The sequence below is a fragment of the Pelagovum sp. HNIBRBA483 genome, assembly GCF_040931995.1.
GTDB lineage: Bacteria > Pseudomonadota > Alphaproteobacteria > Rhodobacterales > Rhodobacteraceae > JAEPMR01.
This window is the reverse complement of sequence record NZ_CP162412.1, coordinates 2,463,614-2,480,539: the sequence shown is the minus strand read 5'-3', so window position 1 is coordinate 2,480,539 and position 16,926 is coordinate 2,463,614. Positions and strand designations below refer to the sequence as shown.

Below are 16,926 nucleotides of genomic sequence, written 5' to 3'. Positions count from 1 at the left end.
CACGGGGGGGACATGGATACATTCTCGAAATTTTTGCTGACCGCGCTGATCCTTATTGTCGCGTTGGGACAGTTCGTGCAGGTGATCACGCGCTACGTCTTACAGATCCCCGTAATGGGGCTGGAAGAGACGATGCTCTATCCGACGCTGTGGCTCTATATGTTCGGCGCGATCAATGCCTCGCGCGAGAACACCCATATCCGCGCGAATGTGCTGGAAATCTGGCTTACGACGGATGTGCAGCACAAGGTGCTGGCGATTATCGGCGAGGTCATAAGTCTGATCGTTGGGCTGTGGCTGCTGTCATGGGCGTGGGACTACACGCGCTATGCGTGGCGGGTCTGGAAGGAAAGCCCGACGCTCTACATCCCGACATTTTACTCTGACGTGGCGCTGGTGATCGGGCTGACGCTGATGATGGTCTACACTGCGTGGCACCTGCTGGGGCATGTGCGTGATCTGGCGAAAGGAAATGCCCAATGATTGAGATCGCGCTACTGGCAATTGCCGTTCTGGTGCTGACGCTGACCTTGGGCGTGCCGCTGCCGTATTGCTTTGGCGCCGCGCTGATGGTGATGTATTTCATCGGTGACGTGACGATGAAGGGCATGATGCTCTGGGGCTTCCAGCAGATGGGGAATCCGGTTTTGCTGGCGATTCCGCTCTTTGTGCTGGCGGGAACGATAATGTCGGAAAGCGGGATTGCGGCCTCGCTCTTGCGGTTTGTGAACGCCTTTATCGGCCATATCAGGGGCGGATTGGGCGTGGTTGCGGCGGTGTCTTGCGCGGTGATCGGTGCGATCTCGGGCTCTGGCCTGACGGGTATTGCCGCTATCGGTCCGCTGTTGATCCCGGAAATGGAGAAGCGCGGCTATCCGCGTGAATATGCGACTGCCTTGATCGCCAACTCGTCGATCCTCGGGCTATTGATCCCGCCGTCGGTGACGATGATCGTTTATGGCTGGGTGACGGATACGTCGATCCTTGCCTGTTTCCTTGCCACGCTGGGGCCGGGGCTGTTCATCATGTTCAATTTCTCGGTGGTGAACCTGTTCATGTCGCGCAAGTTCGACCTGAAGCTCGACGAGAAGCCGACCTTCAAGGAACTGTCGAGCGAAGTGGCGAAGCGGGGCTTCAACGCGACGCCCGCGCTGTTGATGCCGGTGATGATCCTCGGCGGGATTTATGGCGGGGTGATGACCCCGACGGAGGCCGCCGCATTGGCGGTGATCTATGCGATCCCTGTGGGCTTTTTCATCTACAAGGGTTTGCGCTGGGAGAACTTCCTGTTTGCGGGAAAGGAAGCCGCGACGGCGGTGGGCGCGATCATGATCATGATCCTGTTCTCGATGATCCTCGGGCAGATGTTCGTTTACGAAAGCATCCCGCAAAATCTTGTCAGCTCAATCTTTGAAATCACCGAAAACAAGGTTCTGCTGCTGATCCTGATCAACATTCTGCTGTTCCTTGTGGGCATGGTGGTCAATGACGTGACCGCGATCATTCTGATTGCGCCGCTGTTGCTGCCCTTGATGAATGCGATCGGGGTGAGCCCTGTGCAATTTGCCGCCATCATGGGCGTCAATACCGCGATGGGCGGGGTCACGCCGCCCTATGCCTCGATCCTGTATCTGGGCGCGCGGATCGGCAAGGTGAAGGTCACAAAAGTGATCCCGCCTGCAATGGTCCTGATCGTGACCGGCTATGTGCCTGTCGTCTTTCTGACATCTCTCTGGCCCGACCTGTCGCTCTATCTGCCGCGCCTGTTCGGCTACTAATCCAAACCAAGTTAATCCAACGGAGGAAACCCAAATGAAACATTTCTTGACCGGCACCGCTGCCGCAGCGCTGATCGCGCTTTCCGGTATGGCCAGCGCACAAGACCTCAAGATGAGCCATGTGCGCCCGCAGGACGCCACCATTGACGTGGAACTGCGTGCCTTCTCGGCCACGGTGGCCGAAGCCACAGGCGGCGACGTGAATATCGAAATCTTCCCCGCCTCGGCGCTGGGCGATTACACGACCGTGCAAGAGCGCGTCAGCGTTGGTGCGATTGACATGGCAACGCAGCCTGCAGCCACGGCGGCTGACCGTCGTATGCAGATCAGCTCTTTCCCTTACCTTGCTAACAGCTGGGATGAGGCGCGCGCCGCCTATGGCCCGAACGGCCCTGTGCGCAACGTGATGGCAGAACTGTATTCCGAGCAGGACATCACCATGCTGGCGGCGTACCCTGTGTACTTTGGCGGTATCTCCCTGAACACCGATCCGGTGAACCCGGGTGATCCGTCGCAGTCCAACGGCATCAAGGTGCGCGTGCCGGGCATCAAATCCTTCCAGCTGACCGGCGAAGCGCTTGGCTATATCCCTGCGCCGATCCCGTTCTCGGAAGCGTTTACCGCGATTCAGACCGGCGTTGTTGATGGCGTGATCGGCTCCGGTGCGGAAGGCTACTACGCCTCGTTCCGCGACGTGACCAAGGCCTATATCCCCGCTAATACACACTTCGAGGTGTGGTACATGATCATCTCCAACGAGTCGCTGGCGGCGATGGATGCCGACGATCAAGCGGCGCTTAAGGCGGCTGCGGCTGATTTCGAAGCGCAGCGCTGGACCGTGGCAGAGGCCGATCAGGGCAAGTGGGAGCAGCGCCTCGCAGACGAGCTGGGCGCGACCATCGTGGAACTTTCTGACGCCGAGATGGCCGCGATGGCTGGCAAGGTCCGTGCCGAGGTCTGGCCGGAAGTGTTGCAGGATGTGGGCGCCGAGTGGGGTCAGGGCATCCTTGACCAACTGGCCCAGTAAGCCATTTGAACAGGGCAGGGCGGCGGTGTTTGCCGCCCTGTTTTTATGAAACCCCAACCGGAGAGAGAGCACGATGGAAGCGGATTATGCGATCATCGGTGGCGGTGTTGTCGGCCTCTCCGTTGCGTGGGGTCTGCTGAAACGCGGCAAGCGTGTCATCGTGATCGACGGGGATGACGGGTCGTTTCGGGCCAGCCGCGGGAATTTCGGGCTTGTCTGGGTGCAGTCCAAGGGGATGAAACAGCCGCGCTATGCGCGTTGGTCGCAGGAATCCGCAGCGATCTGGGCCGATTTTGCCAATGAGCTGGGAAGCAATACCGGCAAAGCCGTGCCGTTGGAGCAGCGCGGCGGGTATGATCTGCATTTCTCGGAAGAGAGTTTGCAGGAAACGGTGGCGAAATATGAAGTTTTGAAAGAGCAGCTGGGCGGCGATTACCCTTACGAGGTTTTGGGTCACAACGCCTTGCGCAAGGAAGAGCCGCATATCGGGCCGAAGGTGGTAGGCGCTATTCTGCACCATCAGGACGGGCATGCGAACCCGCTGAAGCTGCTGGCGGCGCTGGCGGATGATGTGCGCCGCATGGGTGGGCAGGTGTTGAACGGCAAGACCGTCACCGACGTGACGAAGCCGGACAGCTTCCGTGTCACATGCAGTGATGGAACTGTTCTGCAAGCGGCGAAAGTGATCCTGTCTGTGGGGCTGGGCGCGGCGGTGCTTGGGCCGAAGCTGGGCTTTAAGGCACCGATCCGGCCGCAGCGGGGGCAGGTGCTGATCACCGAAAAAATGCCGAAGCTGATCAACCGCCCCTCGCTGATCGCGCGGCAGGTGGATGAAGGTGGTATCCAGATTGGCGCAACGAATGAAGAAGTCGGAACGGACGACCGCGTGACCCAATCGGGGCTATCGGGGCTCGCGGCGGATGCGATTGCGGCCTATCCGGCGCTCGCCAAGGCGCAACTGGTGCGCAGTTGGGGGGCGCTGCGGGTGCTTTCGCCCGACGGGTTGCCGATCTACCAAGAAAGCGCGGAGCTGCCGGGGGCCTATCTTGTAACCTGCCATAGCGGGATCACGCTTGCGGCGGCCCATGCGCGCCTGTTGCCGGAATGGCTGGAAGGCACCGAGGCGGCGCCTGATCTGGAGGTGTTCAGTGAAGACCGATTTGCCGTTTCTTGAGCTTGATGGGGGGCCGAAGGTCCGGATCGTCTTTGACGGGCAGCCACTGGAGCTGACCGAGGGGGCCAACCTTGCCGCCGCGTTGCTGGCGGCAGGGGTGCATGTGTTCCGGCAGACGCCAGTGTCAGGCGCGCCGCGTGCGCCGTTTTGCATGATGGGCGCGTGTTTTGACTGCCTTGTGGAGATTGATGGCGTGACGCGACAGGCCTGCATGCTGGAAGTTGCGGACGGGATGGAGATTGCGCGCCCTGCCCATGCAGCCGGAGGTGACGATGCAGAGCTATGACCTGATAATCATCGGTGCAGGGCCTGCGGGCATGGCGGCCGCAAAAGAGGCGGCCGAGCGCGGGCTTTCGGTTGTGGTGCTGGACGAGCAGCCCCGCGCGGGCGGGCAGATTTTCCGTGACGTAGAGAAGGTCAGCGCCGCTCGAGCGCGGATCCTTGGGCCGGATTACCTGCATGGCAAACGCCTGACGGATGGGCTTTCGCAGGCGGGTATCACGCATATTGCGGGTGCTGTTGCTTGGGCGATTGAGGACGGTTTTTACGTTTCTTATACGCAAGGCGGCAAAGCCGCGCAGATCACCGGCGCGCGCATTTTGCTAGCAACGGGTGCGTTGGAGCGGCCGATGCCGATACCTGGCTGGACGTTGCCGGGGGTGATGACGGCAGGGGCAGGGCAGATCCTGCTCAAGCAATCGGGGATTATCGCCCGCCGCGCGGTGCTGGCCGGCTCTGGCCCGCTCCTGTACCTGATCGCGGCGCAAATGGTGCGGGCGGGGACGCCGCCGCTAGCCCTGATCGAGACGCAGACGATGCGGGATTTCATTACGGCGCAGGCGCATTTATTCGGCGCGTTGCGCGGCTGGCGATACCTGCTGAAGGGCGCGAAATTGTTGGCCGAGATACGCAAGGCCGACGTGCCGCGCTATCGTGGTGTGACAGATCTGCGGATCGACGGAGAGGGCCAAGCGGAGGCTGTTGCGTTCAGCGCGAAGGGGCGTCGCCATAGGATCGCTTGTGACACGGTGATGCTGCATCATGGTGTTGTGCCGAACCAGCAGGCGGCGCGGTCGCTCAATGTACCGCATCGCTGGAACCCGCAGCAGAAGTGTTTTGCGCCGGTCGTTGACGGCTGTGGCGCGACGGGGGTTGAGGGTGTTTATATCGCCGGAGATGGCGCAGGCATCGGCGGCGCTGAAGTCGCGGAAGTGGCGGGCCGGATCGCGGCGCTGAAGGTCGCGGCGGATATTGGTAAGCTGTCACAAGCGGACTGTGATGCGGCGGCGGTCCCTTTTCAGGCGAAATTGGCGCAGGCAGGGGCGGTGCGCCCGTTCCTCGATGCGGCATACCCGCCTTTTGCGGAGGCGCTTTCGCCCAGCGATGCGACAATCGTTTGCCGCTGTGAGGAAGTCACCGCAGGGGATATCAGGGGGTACGCGAAGATCGGATGCCTTGGCCCGAACCAGACCAAAGCTTTTGGTCGCGCTGGAATGGGGCCGTGCCAGGGGCGCTATTGCGGCTTGACGGTTACGGGCATTCTGGCAGAAGAGAACCGTAAAAGCCCCGATGAAACAGGATATTATCGTATCAGGCCACCGCTGAAGCCGGTGACGCTGGGGGAACTGGCCGCGATGGATGCGCCGTGCAGCGATGCGGCGGAATAGGAGAGAAAAGAATGATCGAACGGATCGAAACCGGCCAGCGTATGAGCAAGATCGTCAAGCATAACGGCGTTGCTTATCTCTGCGGGCAGGTGGGTGAAGGCGCGACCGTTGCCGAGCAGACCCGTGACTGCATTGGCCGTATCGAAGCGCTGTTGGAAAAGGCAGGATCGTCGCCGGAACAGATGCTTCAGGTGGTGATCTGGCTTGCGGATATGGCGGATTTTGCCGAGATGAACGCGGTGTGGGATGCATGGGTGCCGGAAGGCCATGCGCCGGCTCGCGCCTGTGGCGAAGCAAAGCTCGCGCGGCCTGATCTGAAGGTCGAGATGATTGTAACGGCGGCGTACTGAGCCGCTGGAACCTAGCTCACGGCGGGCTTGAGGTTTGCAATCAGGTGATGGAACTTCTCGCCCTGAACCGCGACGTGATCGCGGATCGCGGCGGAAGCGCGCTCGCCATCGCCCGCTTCGAGCGCTTTGAAGACGGCCTCATGTTCTGTCATTGACTGGCGCATGCGGCCCCGAAGCCGCAGTTGAAGCCGCCGGAAGGGTTGCAAGCGGCGGTGCAGGCGAAGGCATTCCTGCTCCAAGAAGCGATTGCCCGACTGCTTGTACAAAATCCCGTGAAACTGCTCGTTCTCGCGGTAGTAGCGGTCGGCGTCTTGGGCCTCGACCGCTTGATTGCAGCGCATATTGGCAGCGTGCAGTTCGGCGATGGCTTCATCCGATATGCGGGTGGCGGCGAGGCGGGCGCAGACGGCTTCAAGCTCGGCCATTACCTCGAACATCTCGATCAATTCCAGCGGCCCAGGCTGACGCACAAACACGCCACGGCGGGGAATTTGCTCCGCTAGGCCGGATTGCGTGAGCTTTTGCAGCGCTTCACGGACCGGCGTGCGCGATACGGAGAACCGCTCGGCCAGTTGGACTTCATCCAGCCGGTCGCCATTTTCGAAAGTGCCGTCGAAGATCATGCCTTCGAGCTCTTCCGCGATGATATCTGCGCGTTTGCGTTCCATGAATTGCCTATACCGCTCCGAGAGAATCTGTGCAATGCATCTCATATTGTATACAAAAATATTGACCTGAGATACAAAAAAGTCAATTAAGGATGCGATCCGGTGCCGAATCGGACTCAATCAAAGGGAGGAAGAAATGAAGAAGACACTTATGACAGCAGCCGCCGTGGCGCTGATGGCAGGAGCGGTGCAGGCTGCAGAGCTGCGTCTTTCGCATCAATGGTCGACTCAGGACGTGCGCCACAAAGTGGCGCAGATGGTTGCGGATGAGGTTGCCGCGGCTGGCGTCGATCTTGAAATCACGATCTACCCGTCGCAATCGCTGTTCCGCGCTCGCGAGCAGTACACGCCCGTCAGCCGTGGACAGCTTGACATGACGATCCTGCCGCTGAGCTATGCCGGCGGCCAACAGCCGGCCTATAATCTTACCCTTATGCCGGGTTTGGTGCGAAACCATAACCATGCGGCGCGTCTGGTTGAATCGCCGTTCATGGATGCCTTGGAAGAGATCATGGCAGGTGATGACGTTAAAGTGTTGGTGCACGGCTATTTGGCTGGTGGCTTTGCCGGTGTGAACGGCTGTATCACCGGACCGGATGACGTTGCCGGATTGCAGACCCGCGCGGCGGGCCGCGCGTTCGAGCAGATGCTGGCGGGCGCTGGCGCATCGATTGCGTCGATGGCGTCCTCGGAGATCTACAACGCGATGCAGACTGGCGTTCTGGATGCGGCAAACACGTCGTCTTCGTCCTTCGTGTCCTATCGGATCTACGAGCAGGTTTCGTGCTACACCCCTGCGGGGGACTCGGCGCTGTGGTTCATGTATCAGCCGCTGTTGATGAACCTGTCGACCTTTGATGGCCTGACTGCCGAGCAGCAGGAAGCCTTGATGGCCGCATCTGCGAAGGCGCAGGCCTTCTATCTGGAAGAAGCAATCGGTGAAGATGCGGCATCTGCGCAAGTCTTTGCGGACGCCGGTGTGGAGATTGCGGAAATGTCTGCGGAAGATTTCGCGGCATGGCGCGCAATTGCTGCCGAGACGTCCTACGCATCCTTCGTGGAGGACTATCCCGAAGGTCAGGCGCTGCTTGATCTGGCGCTCGCTGTGGAGTGATCCAAGCGCGGCGGCCGGAGATGATCCGGCCGCCCGTTCTGATGACGCCGACGCCCGAACGGCGCGGCCAATGAAACTGCAAGAACATTGGAGATTGCCATGGCTGGGCACAGTTCAGCAGCCGAAGCGCAGACGGGGGATAATCTGTTCCTCAGGAGCGTTGCTGCGATATCAACCTTGGCCGGATGGGCCTCCGCCGCGATGATCGTTTCGGCCGTCGCGATTACTGTACAGATGATTTTTGTGCGCTTCGTCCTGAATGGCTCGACCATTTGGCAGACGGAAGCGGTGATTTACCTTATGGTCGGGGCGACGCTCATTGGCTTGCCCTATGTGCAGCGGTTGCGGGGCCATGTGAACGTTGATCTTGTACCGCTGATGCTGCGGTCGCGGGCGCGGTTTTGGATGAGTGTGCTGACCTCGCTCATGTCAATCGCGGTTGTCGTGGTGATGCTGTGGTACGCTTATGAATTCTGGCACCTCGCCTATGAGCGAAACTGGCGCTCGGACACGGTGTGGGGTGTTCGCTTGTGGAAGCCTTACCTCTCGTTGCCAATCGGCTTCGCGCTTCTCCTTTTGCAACTTATCGCTGACCTCGTTGCCGTGATCCTCGGTGTGGATCGGCCTTTCGGTCTGGAGGACAACTGATGGACCCGCTACTTCTTGGCGCAATTGTCGCTATTGCAACTATTGTCGTGCTCTTTTCCGGTGTTTCGGTTGCCATCGGTTTGTTGATCGTCTCGGGTCTTTTCCTGTTTGCCTTTGATGGCATGCGGTCAGTGGAACTGATGCCCGAAATCCTTTTCGGAAAGCTGGATAATTTCGCGCTGCTATCGATCCCGATGTTTATCATCATGGGGGCATCTATCGCCTCGACGCGGGCGGGCGCGGACTTGTACGAAGCGCTTGAGCGCTGGCTGACGCGGATCCCCGGCGGGCTTGTTGTCTCGAACCTTGGTGCCTGCGCGCTGTTTGCCGCGATGTCGGGCTCGTCGCCCGCGACCTGTGCGGCCATCGGCAAGATGGGCATCCCAGAGATGCGCAAGCGGGGATACCCTGATGGCGTGGCCGCTGGCTCGATTGCCGCTGGTGGCACGCTGGGTATCTTGATCCCGCCGTCGGTCACGATGATCGTTTACGGGATTGCCACGGAAACCTCGATTGGGCGTCTGTTTCTTGCTGGTGTGATCCCCGGATTGATGCTTGTGGGCCTGTTCATGGCGTGGTCGCTTTACTCCACTTGGCGTTCGGGTGATGCAGCGACGCTGGGCGCGGGCAGCTATACCTGGGCGGAGCGGTTCGAGATCTTGCCGCGCGTGCTGCCCTTCCTCGCGATTATCATTGGTGTGCTTTACGCGATGTATGGCGGGATCGCGACGCCGTCGGAAACGGCTGCTGTGGGTGCATTGCTGTGCTTGTTGATCGCGATGATCATCTACAAGCTGTGGAACCCGAAAGACCTGTGGGTTGTCCTGCGCGACAGCACCAAGGAATCGGTGATGATCCTGTTTATCATTGCAGCGGCGGGGGTTTTCTCCTTCATGCTGTCGTCGCTGTTCATCACCCAGTCAATCGCCGAGTGGATCGGCACGCTGGACGTGAACCGCTGGGTGCTGATGGGGGCGGTGAATGTGTTCCTGTTGGTGGCGGGATTCTTCCTGCCGCCGGTTGCGGTAATCCTGATGGCGGCGCCGATTCTGCTGCCGATCATCACCACGGCTGGGTTTGACCCGATCTGGTTTGCGGTGGTGCTGACCATCAACATGGAGATCGGCCTGATCTCGCCGCCGGTTGGCCTGAACTTGTACGTTATCAACGGCATCGCACCGGATATCTCGTTGCGGACCATTTTGCTCGGCTCCTTGCCCTTCGTGGCCTGCATGGTGCTGGCGATTGTCCTGCTGTGCATCTTCCCCGGATTGGCGACGTGGCTGCCTAATCTGGTGATGGGAACGGCGATATGACGATCCTTGCCGATCTCTTGTCCACCGTTTTCGAGCGGCGCTACCGCAGGGCGGCGCCGGTCGAGTTGGGGAGCCGACCCTTGGCGGAGCTGGCAGAGGAACTGGTCGGGTCTGCGGGCGAAACCTCGGGGCTGGCGCTGGCGGGGGAGATACTCTCGCGGTTCGAAGACCTCGGCGACGGGGAAAAGCTCGCCTTCTTTCGTACAGTGGCGGAGGGGATGGATATTAATCCGGAGCTGGTGCGCACAACGCTGGATGCCTATGAGCGCGCCCCGTCAAAGGAAAGTTACCGCGCCTATGCGGAAGCGACCGAACCACAGCGGCAGGAACTGATCCGGCGGCTGAACCGTGTGCCAGGCGCGACTGGGCAGCTTGTTCGGATGCGGGCTGAGTTGTTGCGGCTGGGGGCGAAGGAGCCGCAATTGGCGGCGCTTGATCTGGATTTTCGGCATCTCTTCGCCTCGTGGTTCAATCGCGGCTTTCTGGTGCTGCGGCCGATCAGTTGGGAAAGTCCGGCGCATATCCTGGAGAAGATCATTGCCTACGAAGCCGTGCATGCGATTGCCTCTTGGGATGATCTGCGGCGCAGGCTGGAGCCGAGCGACAGGAGGTGCTTTGCCTTCTTCCATCCTTCGATGCCTGATGAGCCTTTGATCTTTGTCGAAGTGGCGCTGACCAAGGGGATACCGGGGTCGATCCAGAACCTCTTGGCGGAGGATCGCGCGCCGATGGCCGCTGCGGATGCGGATACGGCGGTGTTTTATTCGATTTCCAACTGCCAGCGGGGGTTGGCCAGTATTTCGTTCGGCAACTCGCTGATCAAGCAGGTGGCCGCGGACCTGTCTGCCGATCTGCGCGGGCTGACCACATTCGTGACACTCTCGCCGATCCCGGGCCTTGCGGCGTGGGCGAAGCAGGAAGGGCTGGAAATGCCAGTTAACGCACCGGAAGCGATGCGGCAGATGGCGGCGCACTACCTTTTGCACGCGAAGGGTAGGGGCGGATTGCCCTTTGACCCTGTGGCACGCTTTCACCTTGGGAACGGGGCAAAGGTCCATGCGGTGCATGCGGAGGCCGATGCCTCTGACAAGGGGCGGGCGCACTCGGGCGGCACGATGGTGAACTACCTTTATGACCTTAACGCTGTCGCGCAGAACCATGAGCGATACGCGACCACTAATGCCGTCCTCGCAACGGCCGAGGTGACGAAAATCGCCGGTGCCAGCGCACCAAGCCAAGTCTAGGAAAGGCAATCAGATGGCAAACCCTCTCTATGACACCCTCTTTGGCGCGCATGCGGGAAAGACCGATCCGTTCCTGCATCTGGCTGACGGTTCTGAGCTGACCTATCAGGCGTTTTTGGAAATGGCGGCGCGGTATGCGCATACGATGACGCAGATCGGGCTGGAGGTAGGCGACCGCGTTGCGGCGCAGATCCAGAAATCACCCGAGGCGCTGGCGCTTTATGCCGCATGTGCGCAGGCGGGGTTGGTGTTTTTGCCGTTGAACACGGCTTATACGGTCGACGAGCTGACTTATTTCATCGAAAACAGCGGTGCCAAGCTGGTCGTTTGTGATGGCAGCAGTGAAAAGACCCTCGCGCCCGTCGCAAAAGCGCAGGACGCACGGTTGGAGACGCTGAACGCGGATGGATCAGGCTCGCTGTCGGAGCAGGCCGCGCTGATGCCGCCACATTTCGCGACCGTTGATCGGACGGTCGATGATCTGGCGGCTTTCCTTTACACCTCGGGGACGACGGGGCGCTCCAAGGGCGCGATGCTGACGCAGGGCAATCTGCTGTCCAACGCGGAGACTTTGGTGCGCGAATGGCGCTTCACGGCGGATGATGTGCTGTTGCATGCCTTGCCAATTTTCCACACGCATGGGCTTTTTGTTGCAACAAATGTGACGCTTATTGCCGGTGGAAGCATGATCTTCTTGCCAAAATTCGACATTGAGCAGGTTATTGCCCTGCTGCCACGCGCGACGACGATGATGGGTGTGCCGACCTTTTACACCCGCCTGCTGGACGACGCGCGGTTCACCAAGGAACTGACAGCGCATATGCGGCTCTTCGTTTCGGGCTCGGCGCCGCTCTTGGCGGAGACGCATGTGCAGTTCGAGGGGCGGACGGGGCATCGTATTCTTGAACGGTACGGGATGACCGAAACCAATATGAACACCTCCAACCCCTATGACGGGGAGCGGCGGGCGGGGACGGTTGGCTTCCCGCTGCCGGGAGTGGAGCTGAAGATCACGACCCCCGCGGATGGCGCGACCTTGCCCGATGGCGAGGTGGGGCAGATCGAGGTGCGGGGGCCGAATGTCTTTAAAGGATACTGGCAGATGCCGGAAAAGACCGCCGCGGAACTGCGCGATGACGGGTTCTTCATCACTGGTGATCTCGGCAGGATTGACGCGGATGGCTATGTTCACATCGTGGGACGGAACAAAGACCTGATCATTTCGGGCGGCTACAACATTTACCCCAAAGAGATCGAGCTGGTGCTGGATGAGCAGCCGGGTGTGCTGGAAAGCGCTGTTGTGGGGGTTCCGCATCCTGATTTCGGGGAGACGGTCTTGGGCATTGTGGTGCCGGAGCGCGGAGCGCAGCCCGATACCGAGGCGATGATGGAGGCGGTGCGCCAGTCGCTGGCGCGGTTCAAGCATCCGCGCAAATTGATCCTTGTGGATGAATTGCCGCGCAATACGATGGGCAAAGTGCAAAAGAACATTCTGCGCGATACCTATCGGGAGATGTTTACGGGCTAGGGCGCGGGGTCAATGACCCCGCATCCGCCATCGGCGCTTTGCCTCAGGAATTCTTGATGGTGACGGCTTTGCTGGTTGTGTAGGCGTCGAGCCCTTCGATGCCCTTTTCGCGGCCATAGCCGGATTTATGGTTGCCACCGAACGGGAGTTCCACGCCGCCAGCCCAATAATCATTCACGGTGACTTGGCCGCTGTCGATCTCTTGCGCCATGCGCAGGGCGCGGCCGACGTCGCGGGTGAAAACGCTGGCCATCAGGCCGAAATCGGTGCCGTTGGCGAGCTGGATCGCCTGATCCTCGGTATCGAAGAGCTGGACGGAGAGGACGGGGCCGAAGATCTCTTGCTGCACGGCGGGATCGTCGGCGGCGAGATCGGCGATGACGGTCGGCTCGAAGAACCAACCTTTGCCGGTTTCGGGGTCGTGGGTGACTGCGCCGCCTGCGATGATGTTGCAGCCGCGCGCTTTGGCGGCATCCACATGAGACACGATCCGGCCAAGGTGCAGGTCGGAATTGATCGCGCCCATGTTCAGGTCACGGAGTCCGTGCCCATAGGTAACGGCCGCGGCCTTTTCACGGAGCAGATCCATCAGGTCGTCACGCATGCTGCGCTCGATAATAAGGCGCGAACCAGCGGAGCAAATTTGGCCTGCGTTGGAGAAGATGGCTGAGGCGGCGTTTGCGGCGACGGCTTCGAGATCAGCGTCGGCAAAGGCAACGAGGGGGGATTTGCCGCCCAGTTCGAGGGTCAGGCGGGTGATGTTGGGGGCGGCGGCTTGGGTGACGGCGATGCCTGTGCCCACCGAGCCGGTGAAAGTGATATGGTTGACGCGCGGATCTCGCACCAGCGCATCGCCTGCGTCGCGGCCCAGACCAGTGACAACGTTGATCACGCCTTCGGGGACGCCTGCCTCGGTCAAGATTTGGGCCATGACGAGCGCGGTGAACGGCGTGGTTTCAGCGGGCTTCGCGACAACGGTGCAGCCAGCGGCCAAGGCGGGTGCGACGCCACGGGCGAAGGTGGAGGTGGGGTAGTTCCACGGGATGATATGCGCGGTGACGCCGACCGGCTCGCGACGGGTGAAGGCGGTGTAGTCGGGGCCGAGATTGACGGAGCGGCCATCAAGCTTATCCGCCGCGCCAGCGTAGTATTCGAACAGGCGGGCGGAGCCTTGGACGTCGCCCATCGCCTCGCTCAATGTTTTGCCGCTGTCGACGGTTTCGATCACGGCAAGGCGGTCGGCATTTGCCCGCAGCGCGGTGGCGCATTTCAGAAGGATCGCTGTGCGCTCAGAGGGCTTGACCCGCCGCCACATCTCAAACGCTTTGCGGGAACTGGTGAGGGCAGCGTCGATCTCGTCCGCGCCGCCGATGGCGAAGGTGGCGAAGGCGCTGCCCAGACCGGGATCGAAGCTTTCCATCTGCTGGCCGTTGCCGGAGACGAACCTGCCGTCGATGAAATGCCCGTTCGGGAGATCGAGGGAGGTGCCGTTCAGGTAATCTTGTGCAAGCTGTATGGATGTCATGCGGAAACCTCGCTGCATTTATAGGCGGATTTGGCGAGCCACTCGGGATTGATTTCGACGCCCCAGCCAGGGGCATCGGTCACGGTGGCCTGACCGTTGGTGATGATGAAGGGATCGTTGAGGAACAGCTCCCGCTGCCAAGGGTAATAGTCATCACCCTCAATCGAGAACTCAAGGTAAAGGCCCGGATTGGGAACGGCCCGCAGCAGGTGCATGGTGAACATCGTCACCAGCGACAGGTTTGCCGCATGCGGGGTGCAGGGCAGGCCCGCCGCGTGGCCCATGCGAGCGACCTCCATGCTGCGGGTCATGCCGCCGAGATAGAGGACATCGGGTTGGATGATATCAACCGCGCGCATGGCGATGATGCGTTTCCATTGCTGCAAATCCCAATCCTGCTCGCCGCCCGCGACGTTGATCGACAGGGCGCGGGTCACTTCGGCTGTTTGTTCCAGTTCCCAATAGGGGCAGGGTTCTTCGAAATGTTCGTAGCCATTGGCTTCGAGCATCCGGCCCACCGCGATCGCGCGGGCGGGGCCGAAGCCGGAATTGCCGTCAACCAAGAGGGCGGCATCTGGCCCCATCGCCTTGCGGATAGTGGGGATTATCGCCTCGGTCCGGCCTTCCCATTCGTCGCGGTCTTGGCCGCATTCGGCACCGACGCGCACTTTGAAGGCATGAAAGCCGAAGGTATCGCGCAGCTTTTTCAGGCGGTCTGCTTCATCCTCCGGCGTAATGTCGCGGCGCATGGAGGACGCGTAGGCGCGGAGCGGGCCAGCGGTGCCGCCCATGACCACGGCGACGGGCTGTTCAGCGACCTTGCCACGCCAGTCCCAGACGGCGGTATCAAGGCCGGCCATCGCACGGCGCAGATAGGTGCCGGGGAATTTGTGTTCGCGCAGCGGGATCTCTGAAATGACATCCTCAAGCGCATCCATGCCGCGCCCGAGTGCCCATGGGGCCACCTGACGGTGAAGAATCTCGCAGGTCAGATCGCTGCTGTAGGTGGAAACCTGCCCCCAGCCTGTCGTGCCATCCTCGGCGGTGACGCGGACGAAGCCGATCAGGGGCGTGCAGAAGGTTTCGATCCGTTGGATGCGGGGGCCGGTGTCATGCTGGCTGCGGTCATTGGCGACCGGCACCGCGCCGGACATTGAATAGGGTGTGCTCATTGGGCCTCCAGTATCAGGTCGGCGGCGCGGTGCGCCAACATCATGGTCGGCGCGTTGGTGTTGGCCGAGGTGAGATTGGGGAAGACGGACGCATCTATGACGCGAAGGCCGTGGATGCCATGCACTCGCAGCTGTGGATCAACGACAGATTGATGCGCGTCAGACCCCATGCGGCAGGTGCCGATCGGGTGGTAGACGGTGCCGCAGCGCTCGCGGAAATCCTCGAGGATGGTGGCGTCATCCATCTGCCGGAGATCGGGGCCGACGGGGCCATCCGCCAAGCCTTGCAGCGCGGCGGTCGCCATGTAGCGCTGGCAAAGGCGGCCGCCTGCGATCACCTGCGCGCGGTCTTCCTCGGTGGCGAGTGAATTCGGGCGGATGCTGGGCGCTGCGGACGGATCGGCGCTGCTGATGTCGATGCGGCCACGGCTGGTGGGGCGGGAAGGCTGGAAGCTGATGATGAAACCAGCGAAGGCATCGGGCTGCACCACGGTGCGCTTGCCATCCGGCGACGTGGTATAGGTTACGGGGTTGAAATAGAGCTGCTGGTCGGGGTGGGGCAGGCTTGGATCGGAGCGGAAATAGCCGCCGCATTGGTTGACCGAAAGGGCCAGCGGGCCGCGCCGCGTGAGGGCGTATTGCAGCGCCACGCGCAGTTTGCCGGTGAACGGGCGCAGGACGTTGTTCAGCGTGGGTTCGGTGGCGCGGAAATAATAGTTGATGCCAAGGTGGTCTTGCAGGTTGCCGCCAACCTGCGGGGCATCCAGCAGCGGCATGATGCCGTGAGACTTGAGCAGGTTTGCGGGGCCGATCCCGGACAGCTGCAACAGGCGTGGCGAGGTGACGGAGCCTGCGGAGAGGATGATCTCGCGGCCAGCCTTTAGCGTCATGCTGCGCCCGCCTTTGGTGGCCTGCACGGCGACCGCGCGGGTGCCCTCAAAAACGATGCGTTCGACCAGCACGCCGGTTATCAGCGTGACATTGGGGCGCTTGAGGGCGGGTTTTAGAAACGCGCGCGCCGAATGCATCCGGCGACCGCCGCTGGTGTTGATCTGGTAGACGGCTGCGCCTTCGTTGTTTGGACCGTTGATGTCATCGGTGCGGGGCAGGCCAAGTTCCGCCGTTGCTGCGAAGAAATGGCGGTTGGCGCGGTGGATTTGATCGGAGACGTCCTGCACATGGAGGGGGCCGGAGCCGCTGCGCGTTCCGTCTGCGGCGACACGGGTTTCGATGGCCTCATAGGTTTGGCGGACGGTTTCCCAGCCCCAGCCGGTGGCGCCTGCTGCTTCCCAATCCTCAAAATCATTTGGAAGCCCGCGCGCATAGACCATTGCATTGATCGCGCCGGAGCCGCCAACGACCTTGCCGCGCGGCCAGTAGCTGCGGCGACCAGCCAGTGTTTCTTCGGGTTCTGTCTCGTACTGCCAGTTGACCTTTGGGTCGTAGAAGGACTTGCCGTAGCCCAACGGCAGGCTGATCCACGGCGAGCGACCGGGGCCGCCTGCTTCGAGAACGAGCACTTTATGGCGGCCCGAAGCGCTGAGCCTTTCGGCCAGAACGCAGCCTGCGGACCCTGCGCCGACGATGATGTAATCGAAGTGTTCCATGCTGTCCTCATCAGCCTCTGGTGGCGTTTTTGCCACGAAGAACTGGCATTCCTTAAGAAAATAATTTTTTGATATAAGTGTGGAAAAATTTGAAATGTGAGGCAGCGA

16 protein-coding genes are annotated in these 16,926 nt (G+C 61.0%); 12 read left to right on the top strand and 4 right to left on the bottom strand.

The features are described from left to right. Nucleotides 1-12: 12 nt before the first annotated feature. The 7 genes from AB1E42_RS12170 to AB1E42_RS12140 all read left to right on the top strand — a co-directional run bounded on the left by AB1E42_RS12170 (nt 13) and on the right by AB1E42_RS12140 (nt 5,996). The gene (locus AB1E42_RS12170) at nt 13-483 is read left to right on the top strand and encodes a TRAP transporter small permease (RefSeq protein ID WP_368344501.1); all 471 of its coding nucleotides are present in this window, start codon (nt 13-15) and stop codon (nt 481-483) included. Next, nucleotides 480-1,778 (top strand): TRAP transporter large permease, encoded by a 1,299-nt coding sequence (locus AB1E42_RS12165; RefSeq protein ID WP_368344500.1) that lies wholly within the window; start codon nt 480-482, stop codon nt 1,776-1,778. The genes AB1E42_RS12170 and AB1E42_RS12165 overlap by 4 nt, the downstream gene beginning before the upstream one ends. Nucleotides 1,779-1,812: 34 nt before the next feature. Further along, nucleotides 1,813-2,805 carry a TRAP transporter substrate-binding protein DctP gene (gene dctP / locus AB1E42_RS12160; protein ID WP_368344499.1) on the top strand — a complete coding sequence of 331 codons (993 nt, stop codon included), beginning with the start codon at nt 1,813-1,815 and terminating at the stop codon, nt 2,803-2,805. A 73-nt stretch (nt 2,806-2,878) separates the two neighbouring features. After that, nucleotides 2,879-3,979 (top strand): NAD(P)/FAD-dependent oxidoreductase, encoded by a 1,101-nt coding sequence (locus AB1E42_RS12155; RefSeq protein WP_368344498.1) that lies wholly within the window; start codon nt 2,879-2,881, stop codon nt 3,977-3,979. After that, on the top strand, nt 3,954-4,265 hold the full coding sequence (locus AB1E42_RS12150; protein ID WP_368344497.1) for a (2Fe-2S)-binding protein: 312 nt from the start codon (nt 3,954-3,956) through the stop codon (nt 4,263-4,265). Before AB1E42_RS12155 ends, AB1E42_RS12150 begins: the two co-directional genes overlap by 26 nt. After that, the gene (locus AB1E42_RS12145; RefSeq protein WP_368344496.1) at nt 4,252-5,646 is read left to right on the top strand and encodes an NAD(P)/FAD-dependent oxidoreductase; all 1,395 of its coding nucleotides are present in this window, start codon (nt 4,252-4,254) and stop codon (nt 5,644-5,646) included. Before AB1E42_RS12150 ends, AB1E42_RS12145 begins: the two co-directional genes overlap by 14 nt. Before the next feature lie 11 nt (nt 5,647-5,657). Beyond that, entirely contained in the window at nt 5,658-5,996 is a 339-nt protein-coding gene (locus tag AB1E42_RS12140; protein ID WP_368344495.1) for a RidA family protein, read from the top strand. A gap of 11 nt (nt 5,997-6,007) precedes the next feature. Here AB1E42_RS12140 and AB1E42_RS12135 read toward each other — a convergent pair whose 3' ends face one another. Then, nucleotides 6,008-6,664: a GntR family transcriptional regulator gene (locus AB1E42_RS12135; protein ID WP_368344494.1), complete on the bottom strand. Its 657-nt coding sequence runs from the start codon at nt 6,662-6,664 to the stop codon at nt 6,008-6,010. A 136-nt stretch (nt 6,665-6,800) separates the two neighbouring features. Here AB1E42_RS12135 and dctP (AB1E42_RS12130) point away from each other — a divergent pair, with 136 nt between their 5' ends. The 5 genes from dctP (AB1E42_RS12130) to AB1E42_RS12110 all read left to right on the top strand — a co-directional run bounded on the left by dctP (AB1E42_RS12130) (nt 6,801) and on the right by AB1E42_RS12110 (nt 12,514). Next, nucleotides 6,801-7,778 carry a TRAP transporter substrate-binding protein DctP gene (gene dctP, locus AB1E42_RS12130; protein ID WP_368344493.1) on the top strand — a complete coding sequence of 326 codons (978 nt, stop codon included), beginning with the start codon at nt 6,801-6,803 and terminating at the stop codon, nt 7,776-7,778. A gap of 99 nt (nt 7,779-7,877) precedes the next feature. Beyond that, complete coding sequence (locus tag AB1E42_RS12125) at nt 7,878-8,426, top strand: TRAP transporter small permease (protein ID WP_368344492.1); 549 nt, start codon at nt 7,878-7,880, stop codon at nt 8,424-8,426. Then, the gene (locus AB1E42_RS12120) at nt 8,426-9,742 is read left to right on the top strand and encodes a TRAP transporter large permease (RefSeq protein WP_368344491.1); all 1,317 of its coding nucleotides are present in this window, start codon (nt 8,426-8,428) and stop codon (nt 9,740-9,742) included. The genes AB1E42_RS12125 and AB1E42_RS12120 overlap by 1 nt, the downstream gene beginning before the upstream one ends. Further along, nucleotides 9,739-10,986, top strand: a complete 1,248-nt coding sequence (locus tag AB1E42_RS12115) for a malonyl-CoA decarboxylase (protein WP_368344490.1) — start codon at nt 9,739-9,741, stop codon at nt 10,984-10,986. The genes AB1E42_RS12120 and AB1E42_RS12115 overlap by 4 nt, the downstream gene beginning before the upstream one ends. Nucleotides 10,987-10,999: 13 nt before the next feature. Next, on the top strand, nt 11,000-12,514 hold the full coding sequence (locus tag AB1E42_RS12110; RefSeq protein WP_368344489.1) for a malonyl-CoA synthase: 1,515 nt from the start codon (nt 11,000-11,002) through the stop codon (nt 12,512-12,514). Between the two features lie 43 nt (nt 12,515-12,557). Here the strand turns inward: AB1E42_RS12110 and AB1E42_RS12105 are convergent, their stop codons facing one another. The 3 genes from AB1E42_RS12105 to AB1E42_RS12095 are packed head-to-tail and all read right to left on the bottom strand — an operon-like array spanning nt 12,558 to nt 16,818. Beyond that, entirely contained in the window at nt 12,558-14,039 is a 1,482-nt protein-coding gene (locus tag AB1E42_RS12105; RefSeq protein ID WP_368344488.1) for an aldehyde dehydrogenase family protein, read from the bottom strand. Beyond that, nucleotides 14,036-15,211, bottom strand: coding sequence for a mandelate racemase/muconate lactonizing enzyme family protein (locus tag AB1E42_RS12100; protein WP_368344487.1), 1,176 nt, complete (start codon nt 15,209-15,211; stop codon nt 14,036-14,038). Before AB1E42_RS12100 ends, AB1E42_RS12105 begins: the two co-directional genes overlap by 4 nt. Next, complete coding sequence (locus AB1E42_RS12095) at nt 15,208-16,818, bottom strand: GMC family oxidoreductase (RefSeq protein WP_368346427.1); 1,611 nt, start codon at nt 16,816-16,818, stop codon at nt 15,208-15,210. The genes AB1E42_RS12100 and AB1E42_RS12095 overlap by 4 nt, the downstream gene beginning before the upstream one ends. Between the last annotated feature and the right edge of the window lie 108 nt (nt 16,819-16,926).

Coding starts and splice junctions, on each gene's coding strand:
- AB1E42_RS12170 (WP_368344501.1), top strand. CDS start 13: ATGGATACATTCTCGAAATTTTTGCTGACCGCGCTGATCCTTATTGTC.
- AB1E42_RS12165 (WP_368344500.1), top strand. CDS start 480: ATGATTGAGATCGCGCTACTGGCAATTGCCGTTCTGGTGCTGACGCTG.
- dctP (WP_368344499.1), top strand. CDS start 1,813: ATGAAACATTTCTTGACCGGCACCGCTGCCGCAGCGCTGATCGCGCTT.
- AB1E42_RS12155 (WP_368344498.1), top strand. CDS start 2,879: ATGGAAGCGGATTATGCGATCATCGGTGGCGGTGTTGTCGGCCTCTCC.
- AB1E42_RS12145 (WP_368344496.1), top strand. CDS start 4,252: ATGCAGAGCTATGACCTGATAATCATCGGTGCAGGGCCTGCGGGCATG.
- AB1E42_RS12140 (WP_368344495.1), top strand. CDS start 5,658: ATGATCGAACGGATCGAAACCGGCCAGCGTATGAGCAAGATCGTCAAG.
- AB1E42_RS12135 (WP_368344494.1), bottom strand. CDS start 6,664: ATGGAACGCAAACGCGCAGATATCATCGCGGAAGAGCTCGAAGGCATG.
- dctP (WP_368344493.1), top strand. CDS start 6,801: ATGAAGAAGACACTTATGACAGCAGCCGCCGTGGCGCTGATGGCAGGA.
- AB1E42_RS12125 (WP_368344492.1), top strand. CDS start 7,878: ATGGCTGGGCACAGTTCAGCAGCCGAAGCGCAGACGGGGGATAATCTG.
- AB1E42_RS12120 (WP_368344491.1), top strand. CDS start 8,426: ATGGACCCGCTACTTCTTGGCGCAATTGTCGCTATTGCAACTATTGTC.
- AB1E42_RS12115 (WP_368344490.1), top strand. CDS start 9,739: ATGACGATCCTTGCCGATCTCTTGTCCACCGTTTTCGAGCGGCGCTAC.
- AB1E42_RS12110 (WP_368344489.1), top strand. CDS start 11,000: ATGGCAAACCCTCTCTATGACACCCTCTTTGGCGCGCATGCGGGAAAG.
- AB1E42_RS12105 (WP_368344488.1), bottom strand. CDS start 14,039: ATGACATCCATACAGCTTGCACAAGATTACCTGAACGGCACCTCCCTC.
- AB1E42_RS12100 (WP_368344487.1), bottom strand. CDS start 15,211: ATGAGCACACCCTATTCAATGTCCGGCGCGGTGCCGGTCGCCAATGAC.
- AB1E42_RS12095 (WP_368346427.1), bottom strand. CDS start 16,818: ATGGAACACTTCGATTACATCATCGTCGGCGCAGGGTCCGCAGGCTGC.